The 22180-nt window shown below is 33.4% G+C and carries 23 protein-coding genes; 15 read left to right on the top strand and 8 right to left on the bottom strand.

Annotated features, from left to right (window positions below; genetic code table 11):
- The first annotated feature begins 42 nt into the window (after window positions 1–42).
- Together Q1A01_RS02300 and Q1A01_RS02295 are read left to right on the top strand one after the other, a co-directional pair.
- Window positions 43–1350 carry a UDP-glucose/GDP-mannose dehydrogenase family protein gene (locus Q1A01_RS02300; RefSeq protein ID WP_299675344.1) on the top strand — a complete coding sequence of 436 codons (1308 nt, stop codon included), beginning with the start codon at window positions 43–45 and terminating at the stop codon, window positions 1348–1350.
- Window positions 1351–1352: 2 nt separating this feature from the next.
- Window positions 1353–2342: a UDP-glucuronic acid decarboxylase family protein gene (locus tag Q1A01_RS02295; RefSeq protein WP_299675341.1), complete on the top strand. Its 990-nt coding sequence runs from the start codon at window positions 1353–1355 to the stop codon at window positions 2340–2342.
- Window positions 2343–2347: 5 nt separating this feature from the next.
- Here Q1A01_RS02295 and Q1A01_RS23870 read toward each other — a convergent pair whose 3' ends face one another.
- Window positions 2348–2506, bottom strand: coding sequence for a hypothetical protein (locus Q1A01_RS23870; RefSeq protein ID WP_366520082.1), 159 nt, complete (start codon window positions 2504–2506; stop codon window positions 2348–2350).
- On the opposite strand from Q1A01_RS23870, the gene Q1A01_RS02290 reads away from it, so the two are divergent.
- Both Q1A01_RS02290 and Q1A01_RS02285 read left to right on the top strand, forming a co-directional pair.
- The gene (locus Q1A01_RS02290; protein WP_366520081.1) at window positions 2442–3698 is read left to right on the top strand and encodes an undecaprenyl-phosphate glucose phosphotransferase; all 1257 of its coding nucleotides are present in this window, start codon (window positions 2442–2444) and stop codon (window positions 3696–3698) included. The genes Q1A01_RS23870 and Q1A01_RS02290 overlap by 65 nt on opposite strands.
- Window positions 3682–4476 (top strand): glycosyltransferase family 2 protein, encoded by a 795-nt coding sequence (locus tag Q1A01_RS02285; RefSeq protein ID WP_299675335.1) that lies wholly within the window; start codon window positions 3682–3684, stop codon window positions 4474–4476. Before Q1A01_RS02290 ends, Q1A01_RS02285 begins: the two co-directional genes overlap by 17 nt.
- A gap of 15 nt (window positions 4477–4491) precedes the next feature.
- On the opposite strand, the gene Q1A01_RS02280 is transcribed toward Q1A01_RS02285, so the two are convergent.
- On the bottom strand, window positions 4492–5172 hold the full coding sequence (locus Q1A01_RS02280; RefSeq protein WP_299675332.1) for a helix-turn-helix transcriptional regulator: 681 nt from the start codon (window positions 5170–5172) through the stop codon (window positions 4492–4494).
- A gap of 115 nt (window positions 5173–5287) precedes the next feature.
- Window positions 5288–6595 carry a phenylacetate--CoA ligase family protein gene (locus Q1A01_RS02275; protein WP_299675329.1) on the bottom strand — a complete coding sequence of 436 codons (1308 nt, stop codon included), beginning with the start codon at window positions 6593–6595 and terminating at the stop codon, window positions 5288–5290.
- Between the two features lie 247 nt (window positions 6596–6842).
- Here Q1A01_RS02275 and Q1A01_RS02270 point away from each other — a divergent pair, with 247 nt between their 5' ends.
- Window positions 6843–7865, top strand: coding sequence for a hypothetical protein (locus Q1A01_RS02270; RefSeq protein ID WP_299675326.1), 1023 nt, complete (start codon window positions 6843–6845; stop codon window positions 7863–7865).
- 478 nt (window positions 7866–8343) lie between these two features.
- Window positions 8344–9612, top strand: coding sequence for a phosphoribosylamine--glycine ligase (gene purD / locus Q1A01_RS02265; protein WP_299675323.1), 1269 nt, complete (start codon window positions 8344–8346; stop codon window positions 9610–9612).
- Here the strand turns inward: purD and Q1A01_RS02260 are convergent.
- Window positions 9607–9870 carry a uracil phosphoribosyltransferase gene (locus Q1A01_RS02260; protein WP_366520080.1) on the bottom strand — a complete coding sequence of 88 codons (264 nt, stop codon included), beginning with the start codon at window positions 9868–9870 and terminating at the stop codon, window positions 9607–9609. The genes purD and Q1A01_RS02260 overlap by 6 nt on opposite strands.
- An 86-nt stretch (window positions 9871–9956) precedes the next feature.
- Here Q1A01_RS02260 and Q1A01_RS02255 point away from each other — a divergent pair, with 86 nt between their 5' ends.
- From Q1A01_RS02255 to Q1A01_RS02230, 6 genes are all read left to right on the top strand, one after another.
- Entirely contained in the window at window positions 9957–10883 is a 927-nt protein-coding gene (locus Q1A01_RS02255) for a DUF6427 family protein (RefSeq protein ID WP_299675320.1), read from the top strand.
- A gap of 87 nt (window positions 10884–10970) precedes the next feature.
- The gene (locus Q1A01_RS02250) at window positions 10971–11960 is read left to right on the top strand and encodes a DNA adenine methylase (protein WP_299675317.1); all 990 of its coding nucleotides are present in this window, start codon (window positions 10971–10973) and stop codon (window positions 11958–11960) included.
- A gap of 5 nt (window positions 11961–11965) precedes the next feature.
- On the top strand, window positions 11966–12577 hold the full coding sequence (locus Q1A01_RS02245; RefSeq protein WP_299675314.1) for a DUF4254 domain-containing protein: 612 nt from the start codon (window positions 11966–11968) through the stop codon (window positions 12575–12577).
- Between the two features lie 70 nt (window positions 12578–12647).
- Entirely contained in the window at window positions 12648–13661 is a 1014-nt protein-coding gene (locus Q1A01_RS02240; RefSeq protein WP_299675311.1) for a glycosyltransferase family 9 protein, read from the top strand.
- Window positions 13662–13714: 53 nt separating this feature from the next.
- Complete coding sequence (locus Q1A01_RS02235; RefSeq protein WP_299675308.1) at window positions 13715–14665, top strand: nitronate monooxygenase; 951 nt, start codon at window positions 13715–13717, stop codon at window positions 14663–14665.
- Between the two features lie 210 nt (window positions 14666–14875).
- Window positions 14876–15094, top strand: a complete 219-nt coding sequence (locus Q1A01_RS02230) for a hypothetical protein (protein WP_299675305.1) — start codon at window positions 14876–14878, stop codon at window positions 15092–15094.
- A 57-nt stretch (window positions 15095–15151) separates the two neighbouring features.
- On the opposite strand, the gene Q1A01_RS02225 is transcribed toward Q1A01_RS02230, so the two are convergent.
- The 4 genes from Q1A01_RS02225 to Q1A01_RS02210 all read right to left on the bottom strand — a co-directional run bounded on the left by Q1A01_RS02225 (window position 15152) and on the right by Q1A01_RS02210 (window position 19285).
- Entirely contained in the window at window positions 15152–16807 is a 1656-nt protein-coding gene (locus tag Q1A01_RS02225; protein ID WP_299675302.1) for a sialate O-acetylesterase, read from the bottom strand.
- A gap of 273 nt (window positions 16808–17080) precedes the next feature.
- On the bottom strand, window positions 17081–17767 hold the full coding sequence (locus tag Q1A01_RS02220; RefSeq protein WP_299675299.1) for an ATP-binding cassette domain-containing protein: 687 nt from the start codon (window positions 17765–17767) through the stop codon (window positions 17081–17083).
- Window positions 17764–18057: a hypothetical protein gene (locus tag Q1A01_RS02215; RefSeq protein ID WP_299675296.1), complete on the bottom strand. Its 294-nt coding sequence runs from the start codon at window positions 18055–18057 to the stop codon at window positions 17764–17766. The genes Q1A01_RS02220 and Q1A01_RS02215 overlap by 4 nt, the downstream gene beginning before the upstream one ends.
- Before the next feature lie 172 nt (window positions 18058–18229).
- The gene (locus Q1A01_RS02210; protein WP_299675595.1) at window positions 18230–19285 is read right to left on the bottom strand and encodes a ferredoxin--NADP reductase; all 1056 of its coding nucleotides are present in this window, start codon (window positions 19283–19285) and stop codon (window positions 18230–18232) included.
- Between the two features lie 95 nt (window positions 19286–19380).
- On the opposite strand from Q1A01_RS02210, the gene Q1A01_RS02205 reads away from it, so the two are divergent.
- From Q1A01_RS02205 to Q1A01_RS02195, 3 genes are read left to right on the top strand one after another with little or no spacing between them, the layout of a single operon-like run.
- The gene (locus Q1A01_RS02205; RefSeq protein ID WP_299675294.1) at window positions 19381–20853 is read left to right on the top strand and encodes a DUF5687 family protein; all 1473 of its coding nucleotides are present in this window, start codon (window positions 19381–19383) and stop codon (window positions 20851–20853) included.
- 4 nt (window positions 20854–20857) lie between these two features.
- The gene (locus tag Q1A01_RS02200; protein ID WP_299675290.1) at window positions 20858–21565 is read left to right on the top strand and encodes an ABC transporter ATP-binding protein; all 708 of its coding nucleotides are present in this window, start codon (window positions 20858–20860) and stop codon (window positions 21563–21565) included.
- A 25-nt stretch (window positions 21566–21590) separates the two neighbouring features.
- A complete protein-coding gene (locus tag Q1A01_RS02195) occupies window positions 21591–22055 on the top strand; it encodes an SPFH domain-containing protein (RefSeq protein WP_299675287.1) in 465 nt (154 codons plus the stop codon).
- Window positions 22056–22180: the final 125 nt, after the last annotated feature.

Genomic DNA, 22180 nt, shown 5'->3' with positions numbered 1-22180 from the left:
TGTAAATACTTCCCTATTTTTGTGCTTTAACTCAGTTAAGATATGAAGATAACCGTAGTAGGAACAGGCTATGTTGGTTTAGTAACTGGAACGTGCCTTGCCGAAACAGGTAATGAAGTAGTCTGTGTAGATATAGACGAAAACAAAGTACAACGTATGAAAAACGGAGAGGTGCCTATTTATGAGCCGCATCTTGACGTACTTTTTGAGCGTAATATCAATGCAGGAAGACTCTCTTTTACAACAAAACTACAAGAAGGTCTTGATCATGGAGAGATCATATTTTTAGCATTACCTACTCCCGAAGATGAAGATGGATCTGCCGATTTATCATATGTATTAGGTGTTGCTAATGATATTGGTGAGCAAATGAAAAGCTATAAAGTAATTGTAGATAAAAGTACTGTTCCTGTAGGAACAGCAGAAAAAGTAAGAGCCACCATTGCAGAAAAAACAACAGTTGATTTTGATGTAGTTTCAAATCCAGAATTCCTTAGAGAAGGATTTGCTGTAGATGATTTTTTAAAACCAGAACGTATTGTCGTAGGATCTTCTTCAGAAAGAGCAACAGCACTTATGGAGAGACTTTATAAGCCTTTTGTAAGATCAGGAAACCCTATTATCATTATGGACGAGAAGTCTGCAGAACTTACAAAGTATGCTGCAAATTCTTTTCTTGCGACTAAGATTACGTTTATGAATGAGATCGCAAATTATTGCGAACTTGTAGGAGCCGATGTAGATAAAGTGCGTAGAGGTATGGGAACAGACTCTCGTATAGGAAAACGTTTCTTATTTCCAGGTATAGGATATGGAGGTTCTTGTTTTCCTAAAGATGTAAAAGCACTTCATAAATCAGGAAAAGAATCTGGATATGATTTTCAGATATTAGATGCTGTTATTGATGTTAATAATCACCAAAAAGTAAAATTGATTCCTAAAATTTTATCACATTTTAAAGGTGATTTAAGTGGAAAAACAATTGCTATGTGGGGACTAGCGTTCAAGCCAGAAACAGATGATATTAGAGAAGCACCTTCTTTATATATGATCGATGCATTACTTGCAAAAGGAGCAAAAATTAAAACATTTGACCCAGAAGCTATGGATAATGTTAAGGCAAAATATAATGATAAAATAGAATTTGCGACAACCATGTACGGAGCTACCGAAAATGCAGATGCATTGGTTATAAGTACAGAATGGAGTATTTTTAGAACACCAGATTTTACAAAACTTAAAAATAATCTGAATCAACCTGTGATTTTTGATGGACGAAACTTATATGATGTAAACGATATGGAAAAAGAAGCGTTCACATACATATCCATTGGTAGAAAAGAAGCTTAATTATGAGTAAACGAGTTTTAATAACAGGAGCCGCAGGTTTTTTGGGCTCCCATCTATGTGATCGATTTATAAAAGAAGGATATCACGTAATAGGAATAGATAATCTTATTACTGGTGACCTTGCTAATATCGAACACTTATTTAAACTCGAACAATTTGAGTTTTATAATCATGACGTTACAAAGTTTGTACATGTACCAGGAAAACTTGATTATATATTACATTTTGCATCACCAGCAAGCCCTATAGACTACCTTAAAATACCTATTCAAACACTTAAAGTAGGGTCTTTAGGAACCCATAATCTTTTAGGTCTAGCAAAAGAGAAAAATGCGCGCATCCTTATTGCTTCCACATCAGAAGTATATGGAGATCCATTAGTACATCCTCAAACAGAAGATTACTATGGTAATGTTAATACTATAGGACCTAGAGGTGTATATGATGAAGCCAAGCGCTTTCAGGAATCTATTACCATGGCATATCATCGTTTTCATGGTCTAGAAACCCGTATCGTACGTATTTTTAATACCTATGGCCCCAGAATGAGACTCAATGATGGTAGAGTAATTCCGGCTTTTATGGGGCAAGCATTAAGAGGCGAAGATTTAACTATTTTTGGAGATGGTTTACAAACACGTTCTTTTTGTTATGTAGATGATCAAATAGAAGGAATATATAGATTGCTTATGAGTGATTATGCGCTGCCTGTAAATATTGGAAACCCCGATGAGATTACTATAAAAGACTTTGCAGAGGAGATTATAAAATTAACAGGAACAGATCAAAAAATTATTTATAAAGATTTACCTGTAGATGATCCGATGCAACGCAAACCAGATATTAGTCTTGCTAAAGAGATTTTAGGATGGGAAGCAACAGTACCTCGTAGCGAAGGAATGAAAAAAACATTCGAATATTTCAAAAGTCTTACAAAAGAGCAATTACACAAGAGCGAACATAAAGACTTTTCAAAGCATATTGTAAAATAAATGGCCTACAAAAAAGGAAGATATTCTGGCTTTATTAGGCCTATCGTATATAGCCTTGATCTTTTGATCATTGTTATACTCGCAAAGTTGTGTCTTGTGATGGAGGCACATCTATTCCTTTTTGTTGGATTTATAACATTTACCTGGATTGTTTCGGCGATCAAGTCTAATTTTTATGAGGTATATCGGTACACGCCTCTTATAAGAATCTTTTCTTTATTAGGAATTCAACTGGTTTTATTTACCCTATTGGTTTTTGCTTTTTTCGGATTCTTCCATGAGATTAATAGTACTCCTCAACAAATTATCTATTATATTATTTATGTATTTATAGGTATAACAATTGTTAAATTAGGCATCTTTTATCTTCTTAAAAAATATAGAACCGTTTTAGGAGGAAATTTTAGACGTGTTGTTATTTTAGGAGCCAACTCAAAAACAAAGCAACTAGAAAACTTCTTTAATTCTAATAAACCTTATGGATATCAAGTAATTCGTAAATTTGATATACGTCCCTCTGGAGATGATTCGTTAGAGTCATGTTTTGCCTTTATTGTAGAAAACAGTATTGATGAGATTTATTGCTCTATTTCAGAATTTACAAACGAACAAATACGAGAGATATCAGAATTTACAGATAATAACCTTAAGATACTTAAGTTCATTCCTGATAATAAAGAGATCTTCACAAAGAAGCTTAATTACCAATATATTGGAATTACACCCATATTATCATTACGTACCATACCTATAGACACCCCACTTAATCAGTTTATCAAACGTACCTTTGATATTGTGATGTCTATAGTAGTACTCGTTGGTTTACTTTCGTGGCTTACACCTATTATGGCCATTTTAATAAAACTAGACTCAAAAGGACCTGTGTTTTTTAAACAAAAACGAAATGGTCTTGATTACAAAGAGTTCTATTGCTATAAATTTAGGTCTATGCAACCTAATCCAACGGCAGATCTCCATCAGGTGAGTAGAAATGATCAACGTATCACACGTTTAGGACGTGCTATACGACATACAAGTATTGATGAATTACCGCAATTTATCAATGTTCTTAAAGGAGAAATGTCTGTAGTTGGCCCAAGACCCCATATGGTAAGTCATACACATATGTATGCAGAACGTATCGATAAATTTATGGTACGTCATTTTATTAAACCGGGTATTACAGGACTTGCACAAGTAAGCGGATATAGGGGAGAAGTAGAAACCGATCACGATATTATAAATCGCGTAAAGTTTGATATTTTTTATATTGAAAACTGGTCATTACTTCTAGATATAAAGATCGTTATTCAGACCATTATAAAGGCATTAGCAGGAGATGAAAAAGCCTATTAAAAATGTACCACTTGTTTCTATCATCACTCCACTGTATAATGCAGAAAAATATATCATAGCGACCTTAAAAAGTGTGCAAGCACAAACCCATACTAACTGGGAACAACTTGTTGTAAATGATTGTTCTACGGATAATTCACTACAGTTGGCAGAAGAACTTGCCAAAAAAGATACCCGTATTAAAGTAATTACGCTTTCGCGAAATAGTGGTGCTGCTCAATCCCGAAATAAAGCGACAGAACTCGCTACTGGAGATTATATTGCTTTTTTAGATGCAGACGATTTATGGCATCCTGAAAAACTCGAAAAACAACTGAAGCTCATGCAAGAGCACCATGCGGCAGTTTCCTATACGAGTTATACGCATATCAATGAAGAAGGAAACGCATTAGGAAAACGCATCAAAGCATTGCCAAAACTCACGTATCAAAAACAGCATAGCAATAATTACGTTGGTAATTTAACGGGTATGTATAAAGCTGCTGAAATAGGCAAAATAATAGCCCCTAACATACGAAAACGACAAGACTGGGCAGTATGGCTAGAAGCTATAAAAAAATCAAACAGACCTGCTCTAGGTATTCAAGAAGATCTAGCCTATTACAGAATTCATGAAAGCTCTATGAGTTCAAATAAACTCAATTTAGTAAAATATAATTTCAAGTTTTATAAAGAGTACCTTGGATACTCTTGGATCAAATCTGCGTTCTATTTATTGCGATTTTTTTATGAGTACTTTTTTGTGAGAACAACTTGGGTTGAGAAGACAGCATCTTAATTACAGGTCTAGCTTCTAAAAATGAAAGGAACGGTTTTGTTTCTTCATTTTTAAATCCGTAATTATAGCGAGGGTCATTGCTAAAATCAAAGCTAGAATCACACCAAATTTAATCGTATAGTCAATTTTATTTTGACTCATAAAACCAACTGTAAAAAAACTAACAGTAAATGAAATTCCAAAATTAGCTGTCCAGAATGTGTAAAAATTTGAAGGAACAAACCTTAATTTGTTTTTCAGATATTTTCTGAATTTAATAAGCTTCTTCTTATATATTTCATTGCTGAATGAAGGTATTTTTTCAAGTTCTAAATACCTTAAATAACTCTCAATTCCTTCAAGTTGTTCTGAGCTTAATTCTTTTTCTTTAAGCCTTTCTAAAATATTGATGAAATGTTTGAAGGTCCTGATTTCAGATTTTTTGATGGTTTTGCTAAGTTGTTTTTTTAAAAAAACAATCGTCGCTTTGATATCTACTGTTTCTGAGATAGTGCTTGAACCAGATAATTCGCTCAATGCTACATTTAGGGCACTTGTAATTCTTTTAATAGTCTCACCGGTAGGTGTAGATTCATTATTTTCTATTCTTTGAATTGTTCGTAAGCCGACTCGTGATTCTTCTGCTAAATATTCTTGAGACATTCCTCTCAAAGCCCTTAATTCTTTTAATTTTTTTGCTAAATTTTTAGTTTCCATATGTAAATTCTATTTCAGCAAATGTATTTTGAGTTTGCTATTAATGATAACGCCAAGTTTACGTCACATTTACGCCAACCAGATACAACGTTCTATATCAAATGTTCAATGCTTCTTATAACCTACTCACAAACTGCTTCAACTTCCCACGTTTACTACGATCCATCTTTTCAACTTTTTCAAAAAGCACCCTAAGACCTCCTTCTAGGTACTTATAAGTCGCTTGTTTGATCGTTTCTTCCTCTTCTGATGTCAATGTTCTTTGTGCTGTATAGATCACTTTAAACGTGTCTAAAGCGATTTGTTCAATGACAAATTCAGAGACATTTCCATCTTCTTCAATGACACTTTTAGTGACATAATAAAAGGTAAGACCCGGTACAACTTTTCCGCTAGGGAGGCGTGCAATATCATTGGTACGACCTGTGAGTTTTTTTAGAATGGGTTTTTTAGGCGTACTTTTTCGCGAAAGCGTGCCCACATCCCCAATATCATAGCGTATAAATGGATGTGCTTTATTATATAAAGAGGTGATGACAATTCGACCAGATTCTCCATGAGGAACAGGCATATTTTGATCATCCAAAATCTCAACATATAATAATTCGCTATCTACTTGAAATTCATCGGAGGTATTTTGAAATGCAATAAGACCTAGTTCTGAAGCGCCGTATTCATTAATGATTGGAATATCAAACTGAGTTTCCATAAGCACTTTATCACTTTCAAAAAGCATTTCACTAGTTACAATACACGCTTTAAGAGATGGACATATGTCTTTAAGAATAATCTTGTGCTGTTTTAAGTACTTGGCAAATAGTACAATACTACTCGTGTATCCGTTGAGGTATTCAAAAGCAGTGGTTGTAAATTTTTGATGTATTTTTTTGAGCTGGATATCACTTAAATCAAAAATAGGAAAGCGATATCTATTGCCTAACCAATCTTTAAGACGTTCTTTACGATAGCCTATAAAATCAAGCGGGATTCCATAAAAACGAGCTTGTTTTGAAGTATTTACATCTAGACCGAACCATGTATACCGATCCTGAAAACTTGCCCAAGAAAGTGCATGAGAGACCTTGTCTTTAGCAAAAATAAATGGATGTCCAGAAGAGCCTGATGTTTTATTTACATATACGTTTTTAGTAGTATACCTTGTAGAGAGTCGCTCTTGTAATGGCTGTTGTAAATGGGCTTTAGTGAGTACAGGTAACGAATTCCAAGTATCATTTTGTTGTTGCTTAGCAAGTTGTTTATAGAAAGAATTATGCTGCTTGTGATAGGCTACAATAGCTTGTTTTTTTTCTTCTACATAGGCAAGGTATTGATCTTCGGGAATAGATTGGATGCGAGCTAATTCCGCTTTCGCGAAAGCGATATCAAATCCTTTAAACTTTAATGTCCAATTAAATAAATTCACTAATCAAATGTACCGAATTTATTGGTGACATTCAATGTTGAGAAATCTGAAAATGAATTCAAAAATGGAGTAGTTTGATTGTTATATTTATATTCATAACAAGCTCGTTTTTAAAAGGTAACTTAAAAATAAGATTCTGTCGGATTGATAATTTTTAAAAGTAAAATTGTTTAACCTAAAGAGACAAATAAATATTTAAATTAGACAGAATCTAAAATAGCTATTTTAGTAAAAAACTAATTTGTATATGAGAATAATGCATAGATATTTAAATTCCAATAGTCATTTAAATGTCATTGGACCTGTTATGAAAATTCTTGATGAATATTCTCATAGCTATAAATATAAGGAAGACCTTAATTGCGTAATTCCAAGTTTTAAATATAATATTGAATTTTATTTATATGAAGACAATTCAGATTTTATCGTACTAAAAAAGAAGTTAAATGAATATCTAGAACCCCAAGTTATAGGAACCGAATATGATAAAGAAGATGAAAAAAATGCTGAATGGTTTTTAATAAGAACTGGAGAATATCAATACCCTCAACCTGAAAAAAAGTTTGTCTATAGAGAATCTACATTTAACTTAGAAAACTATTGTAAATTTTGCGATATAGGGAAAGTTCAGAACAATGTATATAGACTTAAGTCAGAACCTAAACAAAAGCAGCTTCAATTTTGGGGATTACATTGGGAGTTTGGAGCAGTTTTTGTTCGTGATGTTGCTAAAAAACTAATTGAAAGAGAGGGGGTTAGAGGGGTAAGGTTTACGCAACCTGTCTTACATAAAGAGAATGTTAAAATTAAAGACTTCTATCAATTACATATAGACACAGTTCTTGATAAAGGATTTAACAGTTATAATACTGATACTATTACCTGTAGATACAATAATGAAGAAGGGTTAAATAAAAGTAAAGAAAATAATTATTGTGGGCGAATCAAGTATCATCACCCTTTTATTGGAGGTTACTGCTTCGACAAGAATATATTCAATTCTAATTTTGATATTGTTGAGACATATGAATATTTTGGTGGTGGAGGTAGTGCTCAAAAGTTGCAGATAGTTTCTAAAAGATTTAAAAACTTAATAGAGAAAAAGAAACTTAAAGGGTTAATCTTTATACCTGTAATGCATGAGGAATATAATCATGTACTAAATATAAAGAATAATGTAGTCCATGCTAAAAAAAGTAGATATTCTAATTTCAGAATTAAAAAAAATATTTCATTAATAATAAAAAGGCTTCTTAAAATTGTAGATTAAAACTAAATAAGATTAAGTAATGACCTACTCAAAAAGCTTAAAAACCTCTAAACCACCTTTAGTTACTATTCTTTTGTCATATTACAAGAGAGGTACAATAACACGATTTTCAGTAATAGCAATATTGACGCTAATGGAATTAATTCTTTAATAAATAGTCTGAAAGAGATTTTTTCGAATCAAAAAGCCGATCGTTTGTATAAGCTTTTATACATATTATAGCGATAACATACTATTAGTTTTTGAAGTTGTGTTCAGATCCGTGGTAAAACGCACCGTTTCTTCTTTACGAAAATCAATAATATTGTACAGTTATTTGATAATTTTTGAATGATTCTTTCTCGAAATCATTACTTTAATACAGTTGTGGTGCAGTAAACAGATGTTTTTAAAAAATAATGTTATAATACTATCCTTTTGACTTGCCCTAAAAGTATAGACAAACTACTTTTGTATTTTGATACAAAAACACGACTCAATGAATATTTTAATCTTAGGATCTGGAGGAAGAGAACACACATTTGCATATAAAATGGCACAAAGTCAGCTTTGTGATAACTTGTTTGTAGCGCCTGGAAATGCAGGGACAGCTCAAATAGCAACTAATGTTGCTGTAGGTGTGACAGATTTTGAAGCTATTAAAGCGCTAGTGATTAAAGAAAACATTGAGATGGTTGTTGTAGGGCCAGAAGATCCTTTAGTGCAAGGGGTGTATGACTTTTTTAAATCAGACGAGGCATTAAAACATGTAGCAGTCATTGGTCCTTCAAAAGAAGGGGCAACGCTAGAAGGAAGTAAGGAACGTGCTAAAGAATTTATGATGGCTCATGGAATTCCTACAGCAGCATATCAAAGTTTTACTCCTGAAACACTTACTGAAGGTCAGGCGTTTTTAGAAACATTACAACCTCCTTATGTATTAAAAGCAGATGGTCTTGCAGCAGGAAAAGGGGTATTAATTATTCAAAATATTGAAGAAGCTAAAATAGAACTTGCCAATATGCTAGACGGAAAGTTTGGAGATGCAAGTACAACTGTAGTGATAGAAGAGTTTCTTGATGGAATAGAGTTAAGTGTTTTTGTACTTACTGATGGAAAAGATTATAAAATTCTTCCAACGGCCAAAGATTACAAACGTATTGGTGAAGGAGATACAGGATTAAATACAGGAGGAATGGGAGCTGTAAGTCCAGTTCCTTTTGTGGATGTTGCTTTTATGCAAAAAATAGAAGAGCAAATTGTAAAACCTACAATTAATGGTCTTGCTAAAGAAGAGATAGAGTATAAAGGATTTGTGTTTATAGGGTTGATTAAAGTAGGAGATGACCCTAAGGTGATAGAGTATAATGTTCGTATGGGAGATCCTGAGACAGAGGTGGTTTTACCACGTATTCAGAGTGATTTGGTAACCTTGTTTCAAGCAGTTTCTCAAGGAAAATTAGCTGAGCAGTCATTACAAATAGATGAGCGTTCTGCGACAACAATTATGCTCGTTTCAGGAGGATACCCAGAAGCTTATGAGAAAGGAAAAGTGATTACAGGAATAGAAACGATAGAGGATAGTATTGTGTTTCATGCAGGAACAACACATAAGAACGAAGCTGTTGTCACTAATGGAGGTCGTGTTATAGCAATTACATCTTTTAATGCAAACTTTAGAGAAGCCATAAAAAAATCCTATCAAAATATAGAAAAACTACACTTTGATAGGATGTATTATCGTACAGATATAGGTTTTGACCTATAATTCGTGTTCTAAATTACTGTCTTTGCCTAAGAAACCATGAGAGATGGCGTCTCGTCTCTCTTCACCTTCTTTATTATGATCTACAAGTTGACGCATCCAGTAACCAATGGCTACACAACAAATAATCATAAATATCCAGTTGATGCCGTTTGCACCCCACCAGTTTGTTAATTCTGTTTCAGCAAGAGCGTTAAACGGTGCAAATAATGTTTCTTCTGCAAATGCTTGAATTCCTTCAAAAAATCCTGTCAAACTCATAAGTTCGTATGTTTACAATAATGGTATCTTAGCTATACGTAGTTATATTATTTACTACGATAGCGCAAAAATAGAAAAAACCACCTATGCTCACAAGCTTTTTTAGCACATCAAAGCCTATACATACCATTATTGTTTTGGTATATATGTCTATAAGTTACTTTACGGCAAATAATCAACTGTTTTTTGGTGACTTTACATGGAAAGGGTTTTTACAAGTTTTAGGGATATGGTTGTTGTTTATTATGACACTATTTATACTAAATTTTGTATCTCAAAAAAATGAACTGACTAAGAGAACATCTTATAGAATTTTATTATTTGCTTCCTTTGCTTCTACGCTACCAGTAGCGTTACAGACACCTAACATTATCATTGCAGGGGTGTTTGTGATGTTAGCAATGCGACGTATACTCAGTTTTAGATCTGGGTTGCATATGGAGCGTAAATTGTTTGACGCAGGTCTTTGGTTATGCCTTGCAACCATCACTTATTTTTGGACAAGCACATTTTCTATTCTATTACTAGCAGGACTATTATTTTATGGAAGTACTATCTTAAGATATTGGTTTATTCCATTGCTTGCTATTATTTGTGTAGGGGTATTATGTACTTGCTATGTTATTTTTATAGGAGAAGACCAATCTTTTATACTTACCATTATAGACGATTTTTCTTTTGACTTTTCTTCATACACATCATTGACATTATTAGTTCCTATAGCTGTTTTTTCAACACTTTTTTTATGGACTATTCCTAGGTATATACAGGATTCAAAAAGAGCAGTTATCGCACAAAGACCCTTATACTTATTGGTTATTTTTATGGCGATTATCGCAGTAACTGTTGTGATTATTACAAATAATAAAACGGGAGCCGAATGGTATTTTTTCCTAATCCCTTTAGCGATTATAATGACAAATTATCTTGAAAATGCCTCTGGAAAATTTTTTAAAGAATTTCTACTATGGATTGTCGTGTTACTACCTTTTACGCATTATTTTTTATCATAGTCACGCATATACATGATAGAATATAGGAACTCCTTACATTTGCAGCCCGTAACTATATCACCTAAGATATAGTATCTAGGAAACACCATGAATTACATAGGATCAAAACATAGACTCTCTGATTTTATAAAAACAACTGTAAAAGAAGTCTGTGGAGATGATTTAAGTCAAAAAACATTCTGCGATCTATTTGCAGGAACAGGAAGTGTAGGGCGCAATTTCAAATCTATTGTAAAGTCTGTTATTGCAAATGATCTGGAATATTATAGCTATGTTTTAAACAGAAATTATATTGGGAATCATAAAGAACTTAATATTGAATCATATTTTCAAGAACTCAATACCATAAAAGGCACTCCTGGTTTTATATTTACACATTATGGAGAAGGAGGTGATAGTGATCGTTTGTACTTTTCAAAAGAAAATGCACAAAAAATTGACGCAATTCGCCAAAAAATAGAAACTTGGAAACAAAACCAAGTCATTACAGAAGACACTTATTTTTTATTACTGGCTTCATTGATAGAAAGTGCTGATAAAATTGCAAATACAGCTTCTGTATACGGCGCATTTTTAAAAAAAATTAAAGTGGCAGCAGCAATTCCTATACTATTGGAACCGGCATGTTTTGATACAACGCCTAATAGTCATATGGTATTTCAAGAAGATGGAAATGCACTTGTAAAAAAAATAGAAGGAGACATTTTATATCTTGATCCTCCGTATAATGTGAGGCAGTATGGCTCAAACTATCATATACTAAATACTATTGCAAAATATGATACCTTTGCACCCAGAGGAAAAACAGGTTTACGTAACTATGAAAGGAGCGCCTATTGTAGTAGCGTAAAAGTAGTAGCCGCTTTTGAAGAACTCATAAAAAATGCACAATTTAAATACATTTTTTTAAGCTATAATAATGAGGGACTAATGCCTCCAGACATTGTAAGAAAGGTAATGCAACGTTATGGAAAATATGACCTTGCTACCACAGATTACAAGCGTTTTAAAGCAGATATGAATAGAAAGCATAAAGCCAAGCGTACTACAGAATATTTACACATTTTAGAAAAGTAAGAACTATGTTTACAGACAAAGCAAACCGTATTTTTAGAGAAGCAATAGAAAATTACCATATTATCAATACGGTAGATCAAGCTTTTGAAAATAAGTATAACAAAAACGAAGATGTAATTTCTCATCTTTTATATCGTAAATGTTGGATTGATACTGTACAATGGCATTATGAAGATATTATTCGTGATCCTCAAATAGATCCTGTGGCTGCTCTTACTTTAAAACGTAAAATAGATGCTTCTAATCAAGACCGTACAGATATGGTGGAGTATATAGATAGCTATTTTCTAGATAAATATAAGGACGTAAAAGTTAAAGAAAATGCAACCATAAATACAGAAAGCCCAGCATGGGGAATAGATCGTTTATCTATTCTTGCGCTTAAAGTATTTCATATGCATGAAGAGGCTACTAGAGAAGATGCTTCTCAAGAACATCGTGATGCCTGCAAAACAAAATTAGATGTCCTTATTGAGCAACGTGCTGATTTATCTACGGCTATCGACACGCTATTAAGTGATATCGCACATGGTGATAAGTATATGAAGGTATACAAGCAAATGAAAATGTATAATGACGATGAGCTAAACCCTGTACTTCGTAATATTAAAAAGTAATTGTCCGTTCGAGCGCAGTCGAGTGGTCTTGGGTTCTCGACTGCGCTCGAGGAGACGTGGAGGTGATCCTATGCAAAAACCACAACATATCCTTATCATTCGACTTTCGGCTATGGGGGATGTGGCGATGTTAATTCCTGTGATATACGCTTTCGCGAAAGCGTACCCAGAAACAAAAATTACCGTACTGTCAAAACCTTTTTTTAAGGCTATTATAGACACCATTCCTAACGTACATTTTATAGCCGCCGAAACCAATACACGCCACAAAGGAATTGTAGGTATATGGAAACTCTCTCGCGAACTCAAACAACTAGGAATTACACATATAGCAGATACGCATAATGTACTTCGCTCTAAGGTGTTGCGGTTTTTTTTAAGACTTCCAAATGCCAAGATAGATAAAGGTAGAGCTGAAAAAAAGGCATTGACATCTCCCAATAATTCTTTTTTCAAACCCCTTAAAACGACTGTACAACGCTATGTTGAGGTTTTTAAACAATTAGGTTTTTCGGAGATAATACCTCAGATACTTTCTAGACCAAATATTGATAGAGAGGTAATTGAAATCGTAGGTAAAACGAAAAAGAAACTTATTGGAATTGCACCTTTTGCGGCACATCAAGGAAAACAATATCCGTTAGATCTGATGAAAGAAGTACTTCAGAAATTAGACCAACAATCCGGAATACAGTTATTTTTATTTGGTGCTCCTAATGAAAAAGAAGTTCTAGATTCACTTACAGAAGATTGTGAAAATGCTATAGTTGTAGCAGGTGTTTTGAGGTTTCCTAAAGAAATTAATCTGATCGCTCAATTAGACGCAATGCTTTCTATGGATAGTGGTAATGGGCATTTAGCAGCGATGTATGGAGTCCCTACAGTAAGTGTATGGGGAGTAACGCATCCTTATGCTGGATTTGCGCCTTTGTATCAAGAAGCACATTGTTTACTTTCTGATAGAGATCAGTATCCTGCCATTCCAACTTCTATTTATGGTCATAAAGTCCCTGAAGGATATGAAGAGGTTATGCGTACCATCACACCTCAAACGATCGTAGATAGATTAATGAGTTTGCTATAATTTGTTATGCATGCATACTATTTTTGTATCTTTGAATACATAAATCCATAGGTATGACCCAGAAAACACCACTTACAGAACTTCTTGATATAAAGTATCCTATTATTATGGCGCCTATGTTTTTGGTGTCTAATGTAGCGATGCTTACCGCTGGAATGGAGTCTGGTATTGCGGCTTGTGTTCCTGCACTTAATTATAGAACCATAGAAGAACTAAAGGAGGCAATTACACAATTGAAAGCTGCAAAAGTCCCAGGAGGCGCCTTTGGAATTAACCTTATTGTCAATAAATCAAATTTAAAATATCCAGCACAGTTAGAAGCTGCTTGTGAATTAGGCGTTGATTTTATTATTACTTCGTTAGGAAGTCCAAGACAAGTGATAGAGAGTGCAAAACCTAAAGGAATTAAAGTGTTTTGTGATGTCGTAGATCTTGCATACTCTAAAAAAGTAGAAGCTATGGGCTGTGATGCTTTAGTAGCTGTAAATAATCAAGCAGGAGGACATAGAGGTGATGCTACCCCAGAAGCATTAATTAAAGAATTGAATGAAAATTGTACCATCCCAGTGATTTCTGCCGGAGGTATTGCAGATAAGAAAGACCTTGATAATATGATCTCTTATGGCGCAATAGGTGCAAGCATAGGAAGTCCTTTTATTGCTAGTGAAGAAGCACCCGTTTCTCAAGAATACAAACAAGCCTGTGTAGATTATGGTGCTGATGATATTGTGATGACTCAGAAAATATCAGGAACACCTTGTACCGTGATTAATACGCCCTATGTTCAAAAAATAGGTACTGAGCAAACATGGTTAGAAAGTATTCTTAACAAAAATAAAAAGCTCAAAAAGTGGGTAAAAATGATCCGTTTTGCTAAAGGAATGCGCGACACTACAAAAGCAGCTCAAGGAGCAACATACAAGACTGTATGGGTGGCAGGACCTTCTATAGAAAAAACAACAGCTATTGAACCTGTTAAAGAAATCATTAAGCGATTTATTTAAAAGTAATCACTAATCTTTTATAATGCTTTAAAAAAGAAGTACGCTTTCGCGAAAAAATAGATAGAAGTACTAATTACGTATGCTTTTGTCAAAATAACAGCCTCTCAGAAATGAGAGGTTTTTTTATGCCTATTCATTCTCTAGATATAAAACTTTTTGCTGAAGATACTGATAAACAGTAGGCTAAAAATAATCATAAATGAATAAAAAATGTGCCAAATAAACTTTGAAATGCAAACAGAAAATGATGATTTTGTAGTGCCGCTTTTAAGAAATTACCACGGACTCTCTAAAACATTACACGTAACTAATACTGAGCTACAAGTGTTACAACCCATTTATGATAATGAAAAATTAGTAATTAACTTTTCTAAGTTTATAACTGTTAAAAATTATGAGGCCATTAAAGAAAGACTAATTAATTTATAATACAGCAAGTGGTATTCAATTTGATCTAGGAAACCTTATGTATAGGAATTAGGTACGTTAATACTTTATAATTTTTTTCACTTCCTGAGTTGCTTCTGTTAGAAAGTGCAAGTAGTAGATTCCTGAATGTAGTATTGATGTGTCTATTTCTAGTGTATGGTCATTAGTATGAGCAGTTTTAGTGATAATTAATTGACCAGTGCTAGCATATAGTTTCAATGTAATTTCTTCATTAACAGAAGGGTCAAAAGAAAGAAATACCGATTCTTGTACTGGATTTGGATATATAGAAAGATTGTTTTTTGAAAAGCTTGATGTAGATAATTCCTCATCTAAAGGAACAGCTAAATTGTAGAAATTTTGTGCAGGAAGATTTTCAATATCGTAAATAGCTGCATCCACCCCTTTGTTTAACGAAGCATAAGATAATGTAATAGGTTGATTAACATCTAATACAGATGTAGGAGTGATTTCTATACTATTATTAGTGATAGAAATAGAAGAAATAGATATAGCAATATTATCATTCATTAAATCAAAAGAATTTACAGTCACTGTAGATGCTTCATTAATAACAGGAGAAGTATTACCGCTAAACGGAACCGTAATCTTGTTTTCTGTCAGATTATAAGAAACATCATCAGTGATAACGATAGGGCCATATCCGTTTGTACCCCTGTAGTACGTATTATTAATCGCCATAAACCATCTTCTAGCAAACTCTTGTATATCATTGTCTGATTTATAATGAAGTGTGTCTCCTTCTTCATCAGATAAATTTATATCATAGGTCGCAGGTCCAATATGAGCATTGATATTAGAATTAGCTACATTAATTTGCGCAGCCCTAATAGGATCAAGATCATCAAAATTTGCTTGTCCAATCTGCCCTACAATTACACTAACTCCTGGGAAATCTGAAACAACAGTGTTTACATAGTTGTTCAGTAAATCTTCATAATCCATTTGTGTTGTATTCATTTGCGCATCAGATTCTCCCTGAAAAAATAAAATTCCTTTTATTTTTCCTCCAATTGCCTGAATACGCCTACTCATTGACCCGTATAAAGTAGACGGATCAAAATGATCATCTCCCGGCTGCCATTGAATAACTCGTGTTCCTCCTTGAGCTGTTGGAATAAAAGCTACAGGAATATTTTCTACTTCCATAATGTCTGTAGCAATCAGAGGCCATACAGAACCTGCTGCTATATAATCTATACTCACTTCATCTACTTGACCTATGTGACTATCTGAAGCGTCGGAGAGCTCTTTCCAAACATCATCATTACCAAATAACGTAGCTTTTAAACTTGGATGCGAGTAATTATTCAATGTCAGGCCTCTACCAGAAGCATTACTTTGCCCAGCAATAATAAAGATATCGCCAACACCTACATACTCTATAGAACTTTCAATAAGAGGATCATTAGAAAATCGAATCTCTAGTGTTCCCTGACCTTGGTTTTGATCTACTAAAGTTCCTGAAAATGTTTCAGAATCATTAATACTTAATGTTGTCCAAACATCATTGCTATTCCACCTCGCTTCAATGCTTTCAGGTGTTCCACTATAAGTGCCTTCTATTGGAATATCTGCATTTCCTGTACCGTTTCGTTGAAAAACTTGATATGAACTAATATTGGTTATAGTAATTTGGGAAAATGCAGTATATGAAAGTAATACAACTAATAAGAAGGTAATTTTTTTCATAGAGTTCATCAATTTTTGATAAGCGCTAAAATAGATTTTTTAATAACTAACTCCCTTTTTTTGTTGTATTAATTACAAACATCTTAATTGTTTCAATGTATTAGTTTCTTGGTATATAACATCTATCACTACTACACTAAGGTTAACAATATAAAATGCGTCTCTATAAAAAAGCAGGGATTGGGATTCTTTTTTTTCGCTTAAAGCGAAAATTTAAAATGGCTGTTTTGAAGAGTTAAGATGCATTGAAATTTTTGTTTAGAATACTGGCTATTATTTCAAATACCCTAAATGTTTCAAGTCTTCTAGTGTATTAGCTTCCTGACAGACTCCATCTACCATTACAAAATTACGATCAGAGATATCTAAAACATCAGTGTAGTAATGATCGGTGAGGAGAATTCCTTTTTTGGGAGCGACTTGTGTTGGACTTGCTTCAGTAAGTGAAATTAAAAACTCTTTGATCACCTCCTTATATAAAGGTTCTATCATAGAGAAAGGCTCATCTAGTAATAAAAAAGGATGTTCCAAATGTGCTACCAATAATAACTCAAGATACCGAAGTTCCCCAAGAGATAACGTGCCTATTTTACGAGTTGCTATCTTCTCTACAAAAGGAGCTCTAAAAATACGATCCTGATTATTTCCATCACTATGAAATAAAGGAATGATATCCCTTACTTTTAGGTGCTTAGGTAAAAAATTATCCTGAGGCAAATACCCAATCCATTGGTTTGGGATTACGTCCTTGGGATGTATATTTTTACTATCTATTTGTAATTGAATAGTGTCTGCTTTGAGGGTTCCAAAAAGTATTTTAAGGAAGGTAGATTTACCACAGCCATTGCGACCAAACAAGCTTACAATTTCGCCTTGAGCGAAATGCAAAGACACGTCTTTAAGTATCTTTTTTTTACCAAAACTTTTAGAAACATTCTGTATGTGTAGTACTTTTTTCATTGCAATACAGTGAGTATACCTATACCAATAATTGCGATGATTCCATTTACAAACCACGTACGCTTTATAAGATGTGATTTTTTAAACCCAAGGTTGTGATACATATAATACTGCGCCTTTTGAAAATAATTAAATGCAAGAACGCCTAATCCAGTTCCAAAAACACCAAAAATGATAAGCGCATTATACAAACTAGCTATAAAAGAATCGTACATCGCAGCACTTGCTAAAGAAGTGAGCAAAGTAATAGCTAGTGTGTATAAAGTAACATCTCTGTAATACGTCCACATGCTCGAAAAATACAAATTACAATCTCTAAAAATCTAAAAGAAATGGTAATTTAAAAAAGAATCAAGGCTAAAATAGAGTAACACTCTAAATTAGAGTATTACTCTATTTTTAAATTTTCTATACATATAAGTTCCTTCTCCTTTGGGAGAAGAAGGTTAGGATGAGGGGGTATCAAACATCATCATAATCTACCACCAGTTTTGCTGAGGTAGGGTGTGCTTGGCATGTAAGGATAAGTCCTTCTGCTACTTCACTATCTGTAAGAATTTGATTTTTTTCCATGACAGCAGTCCCTTCAGTCACACGTGCAATACAACTACTGCAAATTCCACCTTGGCATGAGTGCGGTGCATCAATATCTTCATCAAGAGCAGCATCTAAAATTACAGTATCCTGAGCCATTGTAAACTCAAATTCCTCATCATCTACAAGTACTTTAATATGTGATTTTCCATCCAGAGCTTCTTCAATTTCAGCTTCTTCTGTAGAAGCCGTAAAGAGCTCAAAATGAATCGAACTATCATTTATACCGTTTGTGGTTAATACATTAGAAACTTCTTTAATCATGGCTTCAGGACCACATAAATAATAGTCACTAAACTCATAAGAAGCATATTTATTTTTAAATACAAAATTGACAGTAGACTTCATAATACGCCCAAAATGTGCGCCATCTTCTCTCGACTGACTATAAATAAATTCTATAGAAAAACGATCGTTATATTGATCTCTTAATGCTAATAATGCATCCCTGAAAATAGCATCTTCTGGGCGTTTGTTTCCATACACAAGAACAAAACCACTTTCTGAAGAGTTTTCAAGCGTCGTTTTGATCATACTCATAATAGGAGTAATTCCAGAACCTGCCGCAAATGCTAAATAGGTTTTTTTTGCTTTCGCGAAAGCGGAATCCAATACAAACCTTCCTTCTGGTGGTGCCACCTCAAGTGTATCGCCTTCTTTTAATTCTCGATTTGCAAACGTAGAAAATGTACCGCCTTCTACTTCCTTAATTGCAACACGTAATTCTCCACTTTCTGGAGTACTACAAATGGAATAGGCACGACGTATTTCCTGACCATTTATAGTTGTTTTTAAAGTAATATATTGACCAGCTTGATAGCTAAAAATGTCTTTTAGGCCTGAAGGAATCAAAAAACCAACAGAAATTGCTTTTGCTGTTTCTCTGGTAATAGATTGTATCGTAAGTGTATGGAAATTTGACATCGTATATTTTTGAGCGCAAAAATACAAAGGATTACGATGAAGATGTAACATTTCACATTTTTTAAATACTAACTATCCGTAAACAATCAAGAGCAATGATTAAACGATTTCTAAATTTAGAATGGAAAGCCTTCTTTAGGAGTGCTTCTTTTCAAGTAAATGTATTTCTCAAAATCCTGATGGGACTGGGAGCACTCTATTTTATTGTTGTATTTGCAAGTTTAGGAGCAGGTTTATATTTTATATTAGAAAAAGCTGAACTAGAGCCCTTAAAAACTGTAAATAAGTTTTTAATCTATTATTTCGTTGTAGACTTAATAGCAAGGTATTTCTTTCAGAAAATGCCAGTAATCAACATAAAACCTATGTTGCTGATGCCTTTTAAGAAAAGTAAGATTGTAAATTTTGCTTTAGGAAAAACGGCCCTTTCGTTTTTTAATATCATACATGCCTTTTTCTTTATTCCTTTTAGTGTTATTCTTTTAACTCAAGGATATAGTCCATTAGGTGTTATAAGATGGCATTTAGGAATCATGGCATTGATTTATATTAATAATTTCATCAATGTGTTCTTAAATGATGAGACCGTTTTTGTAGTGCTTTTGGGAGCTGTATTTGTTGTTTTAGGAGGATTACAATATTATGGCTACTTTGATATTACTTCCTATACAGGTACTTTTTTCCAAGGATTGTATGATATGCCTTGGTTAGCAATTATTCCAATACTTGTTTTAGCAGGTGTTGCATATTATGCATTTACCTATTTCTTAAAACGTTTATATCTAGATGCTGGATTATCTAAAAAGACAAAAACGGCAACTACAGAAAATATGGAATGGTTGGATCGTTTTGGAAAAGGATCTACCTTCTTAAAAAATGACTTGAAACTCATTCTTCGTAATAAACGTTCCAAAACAACAGTATTCTTAAGTGTACTCTTTCTTTTTTATGGATTACTATTTTTTGGAGAAGGATTTATCGAAGTATATGAAGGACCTTTTATGAGAATGTTTGCTGCGGTGTTTGTAACAGGAGGCTTCTTATTTAGTTTTGGACAATTTGTGCCGAGTTGGGATAGTGCATATTATCCACTTATGATGACACAAAATATTCGATATAAAGAATATTTACGATCTAAGTGGTTACTAGTAGTCATTGCAACAGCAATTTCAAGTGTTTTAGCAATTCCGTATGTGTATTTTGGGTGGGAAGTACTTGCCGCAATTTTTGTGGGAGCCATTTTTAATATGGGCGTTAATGCACACCTTGTACTACTAGGTGGAGCTTATATTAAAACACCTATTGATCTTACAAGCGGAAAAAAGGCCTTTGGAGATAAGAGTGCTTTTAATATAAAAACATTATTAATTAGCCTTCCAAAAATGCTAGGGCCTATGGCACTATACGCAATAGGACATTTTACACTAGGACCTGTCTCTGGATTTGCACTTGTTGGAATTGCAGGTCTTGCAGGATTTGCCTTTAGAGATAAAGTATTTAATATGATCATTAAGATTTATAAGAAAGAAAAGTATAAAACATTACAAGCCTACAAGCAAAAAAACTAAGACTATGATTGAGATACATAATTTATCAAAGAACTATAATGGAGTATCAGTTTTAAACCTTGAACATATTAGTATTCCTAAAGGACAAGCTTTTGGATTAGTAGGAAATAATGGTGCTGGTAAAACTACGTTGTTTAGTAGTTTGTTAGATTTGATACAACCTACAACAGGTTATATAAAAAATGGCGGATATGAAGTGAATAAAAGTGAGGAGTGGAAAACGCATACGGCATCCTTTATTGATGAAAGCTTTCTAATAGGGTATCTTACTCCTGAGGAATATTTCTATTTCATTGGCGATTTACGAGGACAAAATAAAGCAGATGTAGATGCACTTCTTTCTGGTTTTGAAGATTTCTTCAATGATGAAATTATCGGAAAACGCAAATACTTACGAGACCTTTCTAAAGGAAATCAAAAGAAAGTAGGTATTGTCGCAACGCTTATAGGAAACCCAGATGTTATCATTTTAGATGAACCATTTGCAAACCTTGATCCGACAACACAAATACGTTTAAAAGGGATCATAAAAGAAATGGCGACAAATAAAGATATTACAGTATTAGTATCTAGCCATGACTTACAGCATGTAACCGAAGTATGTGAACGTATCGTAGTACTTGAGAAAGGAGAGCAAGTAAAAGATATCATGACGTCTCCAGAAACGCTTAAAGAATTGGAAAGTTATTTTTCTGGTGAAGCGGTAGTGTAACTTTTTATAAATTACAAAACAGATAATGAATTATAGGAAAATTTTCTTTTTATCCATTGTGTTGTTTAGTTTTTATAGCTGTGTTGAAAAAAGTAATACATCAAGACAGTTTGAAAAATCTATAGAAGCACGAGCGCTTAGCGCAGATGGAAAAGAGATGAGTACAAATATGCTAGTTTATTATTCTTTTGCGTCTAAAGAGAGTAAGCTTTTTGATGAACAAGGAGAGTTTATAGATAAAAAAGAAGAAGGACATTACATAGTGACTCCCATTATTCGTTCTGCTGTGAGAAGTATTATTGGTCGATATAGTCCACATGAATTATCAAAAAAAGATAAAAGTGAATTGAAAAATGAGATCTATGATTCAGTAATATCTACTCTTAAAGTTTCTAAGAATACAGATCAATTAGAAATACAAATTGATAGTATTAGTTTGAATAAATTACTTTTCTCAAAAGCAGCCCAACAAAGTATTTTAAAAGAATAAATATCCATAAAAGGGTATTTATGTGTTTAAATTGTATATCAGTAGTGTATAATACGTCAATTTTAAAGATGTAACTCTCGGTTTTTTCAAAAAGAAGTGTATTTTTACAGGCTTCCATACTAAAA

This window comes from uncultured Dokdonia sp. (assembly GCF_947492815.1).
Classification (GTDB): Bacteria; Bacteroidota; Bacteroidia; order Flavobacteriales; family Flavobacteriaceae; genus Dokdonia.
The sequence above is the reverse complement of the archived record's forward strand: the minus strand, read 5'-3'. Positions and strand labels throughout refer to the sequence as shown.